We start from the raw sequence: 15,296 nt of genomic DNA on the forward strand, positions 1-15,296 counted from the left end.
ACTCTCACCGTTTTGTTTTATTGTTTTACTGCCTTGAACGATTTAACGATCGATCCCAGGCTTACACGAATCATATATACGCCTGCAGGATATTTTCCATCACTTATATCTATAATGAACTTCTGCACATCTCCGATCGCAATGGTTTCCATATTTTTTATCTCTTGCCCCGCTGCATTATAGATCTTCGCCTGTATTTTTTCTCCAGCTGCTGCCTGGAATGCCAGGAGGAAATTTCCATTGGATGGATTGGGATGAATAATTCCTATCAATGTATTCTCAAATACAACTGGCTTAACCGATGAATAACTATATACACCTTCGTTATGAATTATTTTTAACCGATAGTAACGAACGCCACTCTTGTTAGCTTCATTATCAATAAATGTATAATTCTGTGGCAGTGACGAATTACCTGCACTGTTTACCGTTCCAATAGTTACAAAATTTCCGGTTTGCAGATCGTTGCTTCCCTTTGCTACTTCTATTTCGGTTCTGCTGATACCGAATTCAAATGCAGTACGCCAATCTAATTGTGCATTATTATCTCCCAGTTTTATTGCAGTAAAGTTTAGCAGTTCAACCGGGAATGCATGTGCTTTATCAAGACCGCCATCATTCAGCCAGAATTCGGAAAAGTCCTTTACTTTAAATTCTGCATAATAGCCTTTATCAAAAGGAACTTTTGTAACACGATTCGCAGCATAATAATACCAGCTTCCGGGCCCGTTATCTGTCAGCAACCCATTCTCAGTCGTATTTGTCGAATCACTGTATTTCGTAACACCTAACTGTGTAAACTGTGTTGGCTTTGTACAAACAGTACAGCCTGTAGCAAAAATGAGTGAGTCAGTTTCTTTATCTAAAAAATAAAAGCGAACTGTAGCGGAATCACTTAATGATTTCGTTGCAGGATTGATCGTGATACTCCTATCATGATAATATTGACCATTGGTTGAACGATCAGTACCTGTATTGATATAGGCCTGCACATTAGTAACACCCATATTCTGATTATTCGGATGAATAGATGCGACGAGTTTTCCGGATGCTAAGAAATTAACCCAGCTATTACCTCCATTAATTGTTTGGGGCACCGGCGAAGCCATCGTTATTCCATCATAGATGCCAAATGGGTTATCATAAATATGAATATCATCGACAGCAATGCCATCACGGTTTACCAAATCGTCAGACTGCATAGCAAAACGTAACCGTATTTGTGATTGCCCGGTCGGCAACGGGATAGTAGCTACATGCCAGCGGGTGTAATTCTGTGTACTCCAAACATGATTGCCGCCATAATTACGGTTGTACCAGTTATAACCCTGGCCAGTTACACCTAGTTTTATCCAGTTAGTTCCATCAGTTGAATATTCAACATAAGCTGCATCGCATAAACCTGCAGCCCCGCAATCTTCAATATCAATTGCTGTACTGAAGCTCAGCGTTGGACTTGTTAATCCACCAATATTGAAACAAGGGGAATAGAGATAAGATTTCTCATTATCATTATAAGTTCCGTTCAATCTTGTTTTCCATGCTTTGCTTCCACTCGCAGCACCTTTAATGCGGTAAGCTGCGGGTGTACCATATTCCCAACTGCTTTTAATTCCACCAGGATACCACTTACCATTATTGGTTTCAAAATTTTCTAGATAAGGAAAACTGGAAACAAGCGGACTGTTTATGATAGTTGCTGATAGTGTATCATTCTCTCTATAACTATCTGTTGGATAATCAACCCATACTTGTATTATATGGTTACCAAAAGCACTAAGGTTGGCTGTTGCCGTAAACCTGTATTGCAAATTTGAATTCGCTGCAACAGATGAAATAGTTTCTGAGATAACAGCGCCTCCGTCAATCCGCATTTTCACCGGTATATTATTTTTTACGCTACTCATGCTATTCTTCACAGTAATTTTTACCGTTGTAGCAGCACTTAATCCGCAACTACTCACAAATGGTGAATCAATACTTACCATTTGCATATCATCTGTCACTTTATAAACTTGTATATCATCAATCGTGTAACCAGCACCGCTTTTATTATCAGCTGCCTGCTGCTGTCCCCACTGTCCCCAACGTACCTGGAAGCTACTGCTGAAATTCTGACCATTGTTATTCAATAAATCAGAAATTTCTATACTATTGGTTTTTTTATAATTACCAATGTTCCCCTGGTTGCTGAACAGATCATATACTTGTACCCAGGGTTGTGTATCATTACCCCGAACCCAGACTTTATTGTTTGCATTACTTTCCTGTCCATGATGCTTATAACGAAAATCCAGCCTCACTTCATCCGATGCAACAGTATATGCGGCAAGATTAAATGTCCCATCAAGAAAATTGGAATTTCCACCACTTGCTGTGTTACTAACATCCAATGAAATAGCACGGTTACCTGAATAAGCAATTCCTGAGTTTATGAAAGTCCTTAATCTTCCCAATGCATTTGTATTTGAATAATCATACCGGTCTGAACCCGTCAGTCCCATTTGATTTGTTTGAACCGACTGAGATGTTGTTGATTCAAGATTATCTAAAAAAGATGGGGTTAATGTAACTGGTAAATTATTGAGTTGTTTAAAAACTTTTGTAACGCTGTTATTCGAAAGGTTCATATCTCCTAAAACAGAAGCTGTAACATTTAATGTATAAGTGCCCGGAGTAGAAAGATTGATCGTAGAACTAAATGTATGATCGTAAGTGGCTCCCGGTGCAAATATGCCGCTGAAGGATTCTGTAACTGGTGTGCCTGAATTTAGTGTATAAGTTACAGTAACCGTTCCGCTTCTTGTTACATCATCAAGATTCTTTATTCGGATAGTAACGGGGACTGTACTTGTCAGTTCTGTAGAAGTAAACACTCGGCCTGAAGATGCTGGCAAAACAATAGCATCTACTTTAATATCACTTTCAGAAATAAAACCTACACAGGTACCATTGTTAGGTTGCCTTGAAATAGCCGTTGCTCTTCTTCCCGGTTTTCCATTCAGGCGAGGTCTTACGCTTACCCAATACACAGAATCTTTTGACAAACCTGTAAAAGCATAATTGGTTGATGAGTTCGGAACGAGGGCTACAGAAACCATATCATCACCGATCAACCGCATCACTTCATAATCTGTTGCACCAGGTACGGCCGTCCAGTCCATAGAAATATAATCTTCGCATTGAACAGCCGCCAGGGATACGACAGGTACATCCATTAAATAAAATGAAGCACTGCTGCTGATAGCATTGGTTGTGTTATTAATAATTCTTACTCTTATCAAATCTGATGTTATTGATGGAGCTAACCAGTCATATTGAAAAGAGGCTGCTGGGACATTTACATCAATATTACTCCAGCTTGCACCGTTGTCAGTCGAGTATTGTAAAGTAAAAGTGGAATTAGAACCATAATTTTCCCATTGAATAGTTATTCCCTGACCAGGCTTGAAGCTTTCTTCACCAATAGGAAAAGTGATCTTAGTAGAAACAGGAATAATATCCCAGCTTACAAAATATTCTTGCGTTGGATTTTGTGTGATCGCTGTTCCTTTTATACGAACTGTATAATTACCTGCAGCCGGATTATTTATTGTTACCTGTTCAATGTTATTGATATGATCCGCACCATTGCCTGCTACATTATTTACATTGGCAACAGTTGTATCTAAAATCCTTGGAAGTATAATTGTACCGGAAGGGTTCACTACTTCCAGATCAAGGTCATTTACAAGTGCTATATTAGAAACCGCAGATGCTGCGGGGTCATTCCAATTCAGCATAAATTTTACCTGCGCTGTATTTGAAGGAATGGATATGATATGGTTATTTGTTGCACTATTAGCAATTGTCGCATTTAAATACCTGTTATTTTCCATTATCTCCAATGCTCTTGCAACATTCATCCAACCAAATCCATAAGTAAAATCAGGACCATCATTACCACGATCCATTGCTGAATTACAAATAATGTTTTTCATCAATACATTTCTAGGGTTTGCCCCGCTGTTCAGTTGCCGGTATCGTTGGTATAACAAGGCCAATCCACCTGTCGCACCCGGTGATGCCATACTGGTTCCGTTATTACTCCAGTAGCTTCCAAAGCCAGCAGAGATTACCGCTGATCCCTGTACCATTATCTCTGGTTTTATTCTCCCGTCAATTACCGGCCCTCGACTTGATCCGGGAGCCACAATACCTGCGCTGGTTACATTACCAACTATCAATGCATTTTTTGTTGACTGATAACTGCCCAGCACAGTTTTAAATCCTGGTGCATAAGGTGGACATGTAGATGCACCGCTATTACCTGCTGCAAAAACATGTGTAAGGTTAGGAAAATCTAACATCTGCTGGTCAACGACTCTTGAATACAGATCATACACTCCATTATAATCACATTGGCCTACTATTGCTCCATAAGAATTATTAGTAAGCACCATTCCGTAATCCTGTACATAAGTCGGTGCATTATCAAGTATATGATTAACGGCCTGTATGACCAATGTAGATTTAGGTGCATACCCAGCCAATGTATCAGTCAATATTCCTGCACCACCTGCAGTACCCGCTACGTGTATCCCATGCTGTCCGCTGCTGATTCCAAAGCGACTGATGACTCTTCCTGTAAAATCAACATGGTTCTGGGCATCTGCATTATCCCCGATCCCGATCACGATTCCTTCGCCATGTAAATTTCTTCCGCCCACTGCCGATGATGCATTTGCAATATTTGCTCTTGATCCGTTACGACTCCTGTTATTCAATAGCTGGTCTTCCTGNNCAAATGGAAGAGATGCTAATTCATTAATACGTTCTGTTGAAATCCTTAATTCAAGTATGCGATAATCTTTAAACCGCATCGATTGCAGATCGAAATTTCTTGCTGCTAATTGATCTCGTATTTCCTCAAAAGAAAAAGAAGAAGGAAAACTTATCCATAGATCAACTGTGCCCTGAACTTTTACTGCCCATGAAGGAATACTATTTTTTGCAAGAGCATACTGCATTTTATCTGCAGGTTTCATTTCAAAGATGGCCCTTGCTTTTACATTTAGTAAACTAAAAGCATCAATCGTATTTGTAATGGTAGCAGTATAAGCGTTTGCAGAGATATAATCATGCAGTTGAATCCCTCTTTGAGCTAAATATTTTTTATCAGTATCGGTAGGTATTTTTTCAAACTGGAGAACAACAAAAGCTTTTCCGTTTACACGTTTTACGTTGTTGTTGAACTCAAGAATATTTTGGGCTAAAATATTTTGCTGTGGAATTTGGGCTCCACTTTGCAATTTTAACTGGTACTGTTTTTCATCCTGTCCGAAAACAGAAAAAAACAGGCAGAGTAAGGCAGCTAGTAAGGATAATGGCTTGGATTTCATAGACACAAGAATGATGAATAAAGGTAAAATAAAGCCCTGTTAGTTCCTTAGTAGTTTCCACAGATTTTAACGAGGCTACTCAGGAAATTTACGCAGTTACGCCTGTTTTTTCGATCACAAACTCATTCATTTGTTTCAAAAAGCGGTGCATATCACCCATCCCTTTAATGTTTTCCACTACCAACAAAAACAAGCGGCCGGTTTGTTTCAGTTTTGCTTTATTAGTCCCAACCTGCAGAAAAGAAAGTATTTTCTGAAAAGTTCCCGATTCAAAATAAGGCGAATCAGGACGGTTGATAAAAAAGCAGCGCAATGTTTCTTCTTTCAAACTCATTTTTTCAAAACCAAGACTTACGGCAGCTCTTCTGCATTGCACTGTTATAAAAAGATCATCTACAGGTTTAGGTACCGGGCCAAAGCGATCCAGCAATTCCTGTTTCATGAGATCGAGTTCATTATCAGTCTCGCAATTATCGAGTCTTGTGTAAAGGGATAAACGTTCTGTAATATTTTCTACATAATCATCTGGTATCAAAATTTCCAGGTCTGTATCAATTGTACAATCCTGCACAAAATCATCCTGTTTGCTTATTTCTTCTTTAAATAATTCTTTAAAATCACTTCGCTTCAGTTCTCGTATCGCTTCGTCCAGAATTTTCTGGTACATTTCAAAACCGATATCAGCCATAAAGCCGCTTTGTTCGCCACCTAATAAATTTCCGGCACCACGTATATCGAGGTCACGCATTGCGATCTGGAAACCACTACCCAACTCACTGTGCTGCTCCAATGTCTGCAATCTTTTTCTTGAATCATCCGGCAATGTGCTCATCGGTGGTGCCAGCAAATAACAAAATGCTTTTTTATTACTTCTGCCTACACGGCCTCGCAACTGGTGCAGATCGCTTAAGCCGAATTGGTGTGAATTGTTTACGATGATCGTATTCACATTCGGAATATCAACACCACTTTCAACAATATTGGTACAAACAAGCACATCATATTTTCTTTCTATAAAATCCAAAATATGTTTTTCCAATTCATGCCCTTCCATTTGGCCATGAGCATATCCGATACTCAGATCGGGACATAAAGCCTGGATGATTGCACACATTTCAGCAAGACCTGCTATGCGATTGTAAATAAAAAATACCTGGCCTCCCCTTTCTGTTTCATAGTAGATAGCCTCACGTATCACATCTTCATTGTAAACCTGCACCTCTGTTTGTATGGGTTGCCTGTTGGGCGGTGGTGTATTGATTATACTCAGATCTCTTGCTCCCATCAATGAAAACTGCAATGTTCTTGGAATTGGCGTTGCTGTCAGTGTTAAACAATCCACTGTAGTCTTTAATGTTTTAATTTTTTCCTTATGACCTACACCAAATTTTTGTTCTTCGTCGATAACGAGTAAACCAAGATCTTTATACTTCACTTCTTTTCCCAACAAAGCATGTGTACCAATGATTATATCGATCTTTCCTTCCTCCAGTTTTTTCATTGTCTCCTTTTTTTCTTTAGCAGACTTGAAACGGTTTATATAATCAACCGTGACCGGGAAATCTTTTAACCGTTCGCCGAAAGTTTTAAAATGCTGAAAAGCAAGAATAGTTGTAGGCACTAACACAGCAGCCTGTTTTCCATCCAAACAAGTTTTAAATGCGGCACGGATAGCTATTTCTGTTTTACCAAAACCCACATCACCACATACCAACCTGTCCATTGGTGATGATGATTCCATATCTTTTTTTACATCAGCAGAAGCTTTGCCCTGGTCCGGAGTATCTTCATAAATAAATGATGCTTCCAACTCGGTCTGCATATAATTATCAGGAGTATGAGGAAAACCCTGCTGTGCTTTTCGTTTTGCATATAGCTTGATCAGATCAAAAGCAATTTCTTTAACCTTAGCTTTTGTTTTTTCTTTCAGCCTCCCCCAAACATCACTGCCTAGTTTATTTATTTTCGGAACGGTTCCATCCTTGCCGGTGAACTTGGCAATTTTATGAAGCGAATTGATATTGACATATAAAATATCCTTGTCTTTATAGATCAATCTTACTGCTTCCTGCAATCTTCCATTCGCTTCTATTTTCTGTAAGCCACTGTACACTCCTACACCATGATCAATATGTGTAACAAAATCTCCTGGTTGTAATTCACGAAGTGTTCTTAAAGTGATCGCCTTATTTTTATTGTAGGCCTGTTTTACTTTGTATTTATGATAGCGTTGAAAGATCTGGTGGTCGGTATAGCAGATGATTTTTAAATCTTCATCAATAAACCCTTCGTGAATTGAACTTGCAATAGGGTTAAATTTTATTTCTGCTTTCAGATCAGTGAAAATAGAATGCAATCTTTCCAGTTGCTTTGGATTTTCAGCAAAAATGAATAACTGAAACCCTTTGCTCTCCCAATTTTTTAAATCACGAATCAGGAAATCAAACTGGCGGTTGAATGCAGGTTGGTCTTTAGTAGAGAATACTATTGCAAGTGGAGAATGATGAGTTGCGAGTGGTGAATGTCCAAAACCAATTATATGCCTGCTTTCAATATTTTTTTCGAACTCTTTTACATTAATAAATTCATCCGGGTTTATTTCTTTTTTCATCAGCTTGTCATCAATATCTGCTATCTGACGAGTTGCTTTTGTTGAAACTTCAGCTGCTAAATTGCTGACTGATGATTGCCAACTACTGAATGCCAATTGAAGATCTTCCTCACAATCCAACAACCATTCTTTACAAACTTCATAATCTTGCATCCAAACAACCGTGTTCTCCGGTAAAAAATCAAGTAGTGAAACCCTGTCAGCGTTTTCAAATTGGGTATCAACATTAGGAATGATGCTAAGCTGTAATAGTTTTCTTTCACTCAGCTGCGATTCCGGATCAATGATGCGGATAGAATCTACATCATTACCGAATAATTCAATACGATAGGGTTTATCATTGCCGAATGAATAAATATCGAGTATGCCACCGCGAATGGCAAACTGCCCTGGTTCATAAACAAAATCGGTTCTTTCAAAACCAAGATCGCCCAGCTTCAGCAGCAACTGATCCACATTCAGCACATCACCTGCCTTGATATAAATAATATTGGCTGAAAGTTTCCCCGGCACAACTACTTTTTCATGTAATGCTTCCGGGTAAGTGATCAATATTTTTTTATTGGTTCCTGTTGCAATTTTTGTCAATGCCTCAGTACGCAACATTACATGCGATGAGTTCAGCAATCGAAAGTTTTTCCTGTTTTTAAAAGAAGATGGAAAATAAAACAGATCTAATGCATTCGTCAGGTTCTCCAGTGTATTATGAAAATAAGCTGCTTCTTCCGCATCATTACAAATAACAAGATGATTAAGCTGCGCACAAATAGGATTTAAAAAAGTAGCTGCTACTACAAACTGCGAAGCACTGCCATGCAGATTTTCAAGTTGTATTTTTTGAGGTTGGGAAAAAGAGATCCTGTCCGCAATCTGAAAAAGGCGGGGGGAATGAATATAGTTCTCCAGCAAATCCTGAACACTCATGAAGGCAACAAAGATAAGTATCAGTCGGCAATCGACAGTCAGCAATCTCTGGTCTGCAATTTGAAGACCATATCAATGAAAAAGTTGGAAGATAATGAATATTCCGGCTGCTGCTTGCGAACTGCAGACTGATTACTTGATCACCTGTTTTACAAACCGTTCATTCTTATCTCCCCATATCTTTAATATATATGAACCGCTTGTATACCTGCTTACGTCAAGCTGTGTATTTGCATAGGCTTGCCTGCGTTGCATCATCAGCCTCCCTTTCATATCAAATAATTCAAGTGTTATATTTTTTGTAGTAAGGTTTCCAACAACAACCTGCAACTGGTTATTATCAGCAGAAACATATTTGATAAAATCTTTTGTATTAGGAACATTGGGCACACCTGTAACATTTATTACAGTCAATGTAGTCGTAAACAGGCCACGGCCATGTGTTGCTGCAACCAATGTTTTATCACTGTTGCGGTATTTAAGCATATAGGTCCTCACATTTGCAAGACCAGCATTATTAGGCATCCATTGCGTAGCAGCGCCATTTATTTGTGATGTGGTCCAAACACCGAGTTCTGTTCCAAGTAAAATTCCGCCATTACCGCCTGTTGCACCATTTAGTTGTGTCCCGGCAGGAGGAAACATACACCACCATACCGGCATATCGGGTAGATTGCCCTCAATGCTGCTGAAAGTAGAGCCGCCATCTGTACTTTCCCATATACTCCTGGCGCCATAATTTGCCAACGTGGCAATAATATGATTGGAGTTTGAAGGATCAATATCTAAAGATGATAATGCTCCGCCGGCTGTAAAATTTGGATCAGTGGTTACCGTAGTTCCAATAGTACCAATATTTGAAATGGTCGGGAGAATTGTATTTGCATTAGATAACTTCATTACCACTGGTAATGAAGTAGCATTTACCGGAGATAAGCCGACCCAAATATTATTGCCTCCCGCGGGGTCAACTTTTATAAATGTTACTTCTCGTCCGCCAAAACCAGCAAACGGTACAATTGTTCCAACCGGTGTAGTTGTCCAGTTGCGAATGAAAAAATATTGTCCTGCATCATCGCCACAATATAAAATATCGGATTGGTCATCAAAATCTGTTGGATTGATAAACTGGCCTCTTGTATTAAAAACAGCACTTGCAAAAGTGAAACTTGCGCCACCATTAGTAGAAAAGTTATATCGGTTGCCTGTATTGGCAGTTATCTGTAACTGGCCATCTGTCTGATCTATATGCGGCCAACCGCCATCTCCACCAGTAACAGTAGTCGTTGTATTTATTCCGGTTGATGTAAATTTCTGTGTGCCGTTATCCTGTGCACCTGCTAAAAAATAATTGGGATTAGTTGGATGTAAATCCACCCCATAATATTGCGTACAGTTAAATCCATCGTTTTTTGTAGTAAATGATGGAGTAAATGTGTTTGCATTATCTGCCATGTATATACCCCCATCATTACCAACAATCAATTTTGTACTTCCATTGAAAACAAGTGCATGTTGATCCACATGATAAGAGCCAATGCCATAAGCACCCCATGTATTCCCACCATCAGTTGATCTTGCAAGGTTTAGTCCTCCGACAATTAAAATATTTTCATTATTCGGATCGACAGCAGCTATCAGGTTATACCAAGCCTGTGAATTGACACCATTATTTAATTCAGCAGGTGCACCTAATGAATCCCATGATGTTCCTCCATTTACAGAACGATAAATAGCCCCTACTTGGGTGTCATTTGCGCTGTCCTGCATCAATAAATATAATTTCTGCGGATTAGTTGGAGCAATTGCCAGTTCAACTCTTTGTGTTATAGTTGTCCTTACAGGAGTAATTTCTACCCAGGCACCCAATGCACCTGTATTAGCGCCGTTGGTTGCAGATGATTTCCAAACCATACTCCGGCCAAAAATTCCGAGGCAGGCATACACATCTCCATTGCTGGCAATTTCTAAATCGCTGGCACGACCTGTTACAAAACCCGGCAATGGAGCCCCCAATACTTGCGTCCATGTAGTACCACCATCTGTTGATCTTTGCACTCCTCTTGATATTCCAATAATATTTCTGAGCGAAGCATAAATGTTTCCATTATTATCCTGTGCAAGGTCCTGTACATATTCAAAAGTTAATTCAGTAGGTGTTGTGATGATTGTAGAAGGCAAAGCAGTCCATGTAACACCGCCATCAGTGCTTTTTAAAATACCACTTCCTTTTACGGCATCAATATTAAACCAACCCTCACCTGTTCCTGCATACATAATGTTTGCATTATTTCTATCCTGGAGAAGACAAGTAATAGCAAGGTTGGAAATAAAATCATTTACAGGTGCCCATGTTGCAGAAGCACTTGTGAAATTGGTGGTTTTAAATAAACCACCACTTACCGATCCGGCAAACACCGTGTTACCCGTTGCATCCCTTCTGTCGATCATAATAGCACGGGTACGTCCACCAACATTATTCGGTCCACGTTCCTGCCAGGTAAGCGCAGTAATATTTGTAACCCTTGCCTGGAGGCTATTCATATAATTCTTTGCGGCTATAAGACGTTCTGATGGAACAGTATTGGTATGCGGGTCACGGGTCATTCTTAGCTCTTGTTGTATAGCCAGCTCTACATCATCCATTTCATCTTCTTCGGGTATGGATGGATCTTGTTTTCCAGTACATGAAAAAAATAAAACAACACAAACAGCAGCAGCAATGTAATTCACAAACCTTTTCATTATTCGGATCATTTAATTTAGGAGTTATAAATAAGGGGGCAAAGTTCGATGTTCCGGGCTAAAAATAAGCCTTCCACCTATCTGATTTGTAGAATTAATTAGGCTGCTTAGCTATGGTTTATGAAAAAATTATACATTTACCTATCGATTGCTTGCCGTAAGGCTAAAAAGCGGTATCCCTTAAATAAGGAAAGCCGCTTTTTATTTCCTGTTCCCGAAAAAACGACTCTTTAGTTTCAGCTATTTTTATATTTAATAAAACCAACGATGGCTCTATTACCCTGGCAAAAAGGAAAAGTAATCAGGATTGAAAATGAAACAGAATCTACCAGACGGTTCTGGATCGAAGCAACTGAAACAACAAATTTTGATTTTATTCCCGGTCAGTTTGTAACTCTTGATCTCCCAATCCATGAAAAAGTAAATAAACGTTGGAGAAGCTATTCCATTGCCAGCTGGCCGGATGGTTCGAATGTATATGAACTGGTAATTGTATTGTTGCAAGATGGTGCAGGCACAAATTATTTATTCAATCAAGTGAGTGTCGGCAGCGAGATCATTTTCCGGGGGGCACTGGGTGTCTTTACATTAAAAGAACATAACCTGGATAAAGATCTGTTCCTGATTTGTACAGGTACCGGCATTGCTCCTTTCCGGAGTATGGCTCACTATATAAAGCTTCATAATGTGCCGCATAAAAATATTTACCTGTTATTTGGCACCCGAACCAAACCTGACCTGCTTTATTTTGATGAACTCTCTCAACTACAAAAAGATCTTCCCGGCTTTCATTATATACCAATACTCTCAAGAGAAGATTGGGATGGCAAAAAAGGTTATGTACACCCTGTCTATGAAGAACTATGCGCTGGACACCAGCCTGCCAATTTCTTTTTATGCGGATGGAAAAACATGATTGATGAAGCGAAGCAAAGAATCACTGCAATGGGATACGATAAAAAATTAATCCACCAGGAACTCTACGGCTAAACACTCCAAATTTTTATTTGAGTATTTACATGTGAGTAAATGATACTCGTCATGTTCGTTTTTCAGCCGTACTTGCTATATTCGTACAAATCAATCCGTTTATGGGTGCTTCTTCACTCATTGTTCTAATGATTTCTGCTGTTGCCTTTTCCGGTATGGCAATACTTGTCTCCAAATTTGTTTTAAAACCTACAACTAATAAGCAAAAAGCTGAGCCCTACGAATGTGGTATACCAACTACCGGTCCGAGCTGGGTACAGTTCAATGTTGGCTATTATCTATTTGCACTTATCTTTTTAATTTTCGATGTTGAGCTTATCTTTTTATACCCGTGGGCAGTTGTGGTAAAAAGCGTTGGATGGCTTGCATTAATTGAAATAGTAATTTTCTTTTTTATCCTGTTTATGGGATTTTTATATGCTCACAAGAAAGGGGCATTAAAATGGCAATAATTATACAGATGACAGAAAAATTTCAATCAGGATCAGAGCTTGCATTTCCAGGAGAGGTTCACCCTACTCCTAGCGGGGGAGTATTGGTTAGCAAACTGGATGATGTGATCAATTGGGCAAGAAGTAATTCTTTGTGGCCATTGGTTTTTGGTACCAGCTGTTGTGCTATTGAAATGATGAGTACTGCATCTGCTAAATATGATTGGTCAAGATTTGGTTTTGAAGTAGCAAGAGCAACACCGCGCCAGGCAGATGTAATAATAATAGCCGGCACCATTGTAAATAAAATGGCGCCGGTACTAAAAAGGTTATACGACCAGATGGGCGATCCGAAATATGTAATTGCCATGGGTGCATGTGCCACAAGCGGCGGCCCGTTTTTTTATAATACTTATTCCGTTGTTAAAGGTGCAGATCATGTAATACCTGTTGATGTATATGTTGCAGGTTGCCCACCAAGGCCTGAAGCCTTATTACATGCAATGATAAGTTTACAGGAAAAAATAAAAAGTGGCATGACCAGAGAACAGATCAAAATGGAAAAACCAGAACAAAGTTTTTAATGACAAAAGAAGAACTGAAAATAAAATTAACTGAATTGCTGCCTGCTGCCACCTTTGATGAAACAGGTGAATGGTTGAATATGAATATTGCTGTCAATGATTTTTTAAAAACAGCAGAACTACTCCGCAATAATTCCGAATTGGTTTTTGATTATGTCTTTTGCCTGACCTGCATAGACTTTAAAACACATCTTATAATGGTGTATCATTTTGAATCAACAAAATACCGTCACCAGGTAGTGATGAAAGTGCAACTGGACAGAAACAAACCTGAAATAGAAACGATATCGCATATCTGGAGAACAGCCGAGTTTCATGAAAGAGAAATGTATGAAATGTTTGGTGTGAACTTTCTCAACCACCCCGATCTGCGCTTATTAATATTACCTGATGGGTGGGAAGGGAAGAATCCTATGCTTAAAGATTTTGATGACCCAGTTAACATGATAAAATTGTAATGTACAGGGAAACAGAAATAATAAAGGAAGCTGTTGCAGGACCCGATGGGTTTGGCGATATGATCATTAATATCGGGCCACAGCATCCGGCCACACATGGTGTGCTGCACCTTGTCATTACATTAAATGGAGAAACGATAAAAAAAGTTGAACCGCATCTTGGTTATATACACCGTTCGATTGAAAAAATGTGTGAGAGCCTTAGTTACAGGCAGTTCATTTATGTTACCAGCAAGATGGATTATCTCTCTTCACATATAAACAATCATGGATGCTGTTTGTGTGTAGAAAAAGGAATGCAGATCGAAGTTCCGCCGCGGGCACAGGTAATAAGAGTGCTGATGGATGAACTGACAAGACTTGCATCTCATCAACTTTGGTGGGGAGCAATTGCGATGGATGTTGGGGCACTCACTCCTTTCTTTCTTTCATTTCGTGACAGGGAAATGATCACTGACATTATGGAAGAAACATGCGGGACAAGGTTAACGATGAACTATATGACTCCCGGGGGAGTAATGGCAGATATTCATCCGAGTTTTCAAAAAAAGGTAAAAGAGTTTGTTACGCATTTTAAATCGAAGGTTGGTGAGTATGATGAACTGGTAACAAATAATGTGATTTTTCAAAATCGTACAAAAGGTGTTGGATATATTTCAAAAGAAGATGCGATCTCTTTTGGAATGACCGGCCCATCTGCAAGAGGCAGTGGTGTACAATGCGATATAAGAAAATTATTTCCATATGAAGTTTATGATAAACTTCAGTTTGATGAAATAATAGAAACTGAAGGCGATTCTTTTGCCAGGTATATGGTGCGGATGAAAGAAATGCATCAATCATTATCTATCATTGATCAATTAATAGATAATATTCCCGAAGGCGATTTCCAGGCGAAGACAAAAGCTGTATTAAAATTACCCAAAGGGGAATTTTATAGCAGGATAGAGACCGCTAGAGGTGAATTTGGAGTTTATATCGTGAGTGAAGGCGGAACTACTCCTCATAGAATAAAATTCCGTTCACCGGGCTTTAGTAATCTAAGTGCATTGGATCATATGGCAAGAGGAAGTAAGATTGGTGATATGGTGGCGATGATGGGGACGCTGGATCTGGTGATACCAGATATTGACAGATAATATTCATTGGCTCTTTCAAAACATATTAAAGAA

8 protein-coding genes are annotated in these 15,296 nt (G+C 39.1%); 5 read left to right on the forward strand and 3 right to left on the reverse strand.

All coding sequences use genetic code 11. The annotated features are described in order from the left end of the window. Window positions 1-17 precede the first annotated feature (17 nt). From E6H07_00550 to E6H07_00560, 3 genes are all read right to left on the reverse strand, one after another. Window positions 18-5,381, reverse strand: a complete 5,364-nt coding sequence (locus E6H07_00550) for a T9SS type A sorting domain-containing protein (GenBank protein ID TMI64441.1) — start codon at window positions 5,379-5,381, stop codon at window positions 18-20. 88 nt (window positions 5,382-5,469) lie between these two features. Continuing rightward, window positions 5,470-8,916: a transcription-repair coupling factor gene (gene mfd, locus E6H07_00555; protein ID TMI64442.1), complete on the reverse strand. Its 3,447-nt coding sequence runs from the start codon at window positions 8,914-8,916 to the stop codon at window positions 5,470-5,472. Window positions 8,917-9,048: 132 nt separating this feature from the next. Next, window positions 9,049-11,673: a T9SS type A sorting domain-containing protein gene (locus E6H07_00560; GenBank protein TMI64443.1), complete on the reverse strand. Its 2,625-nt coding sequence runs from the start codon at window positions 11,671-11,673 to the stop codon at window positions 9,049-9,051. Window positions 11,674-11,928: 255 nt separating this feature from the next. Between E6H07_00560 and E6H07_00565 the strand changes: the two genes are divergently transcribed. The 5 genes from E6H07_00565 to E6H07_00585 all read left to right on the forward strand — a co-directional run bounded on the left by E6H07_00565 (window position 11,929) and on the right by E6H07_00585 (window position 15,263). Continuing rightward, window positions 11,929-12,651, forward strand: coding sequence for an oxidoreductase (locus E6H07_00565; protein ID TMI64444.1), 723 nt, complete (start codon window positions 11,929-11,931; stop codon window positions 12,649-12,651). Window positions 12,652-12,752: 101 nt separating this feature from the next. Further along, window positions 12,753-13,103 carry an NADH-quinone oxidoreductase subunit A gene (locus E6H07_00570; GenBank protein ID TMI64445.1) on the forward strand — a complete coding sequence of 117 codons (351 nt, stop codon included), beginning with the start codon at window positions 12,753-12,755 and terminating at the stop codon, window positions 13,101-13,103. Beyond that, window positions 13,094-13,666, forward strand: coding sequence for an NADH-quinone oxidoreductase subunit B (locus E6H07_00575; protein ID TMI64446.1), 573 nt, complete (start codon window positions 13,094-13,096; stop codon window positions 13,664-13,666). Before E6H07_00570 ends, E6H07_00575 begins: the two co-directional genes overlap by 10 nt. Then, window positions 13,666-14,124 carry an NADH-quinone oxidoreductase subunit C gene (locus tag E6H07_00580; protein TMI64447.1) on the forward strand — a complete coding sequence of 153 codons (459 nt, stop codon included), beginning with the start codon at window positions 13,666-13,668 and terminating at the stop codon, window positions 14,122-14,124. Before E6H07_00575 ends, E6H07_00580 begins: the two co-directional genes overlap by 1 nt. Further along, entirely contained in the window at window positions 14,124-15,263 is a 1,140-nt protein-coding gene (locus E6H07_00585; protein ID TMI64448.1) for an NADH-quinone oxidoreductase subunit D, read from the forward strand. Before E6H07_00580 ends, E6H07_00585 begins: the two co-directional genes overlap by 1 nt. Window positions 15,264-15,296: the final 33 nt, after the last annotated feature.

This window comes from Bacteroidota bacterium (assembly GCA_005882315.1).
Lineage (GTDB): Bacteria > Bacteroidota > Bacteroidia > Chitinophagales > Chitinophagaceae > VBAR01.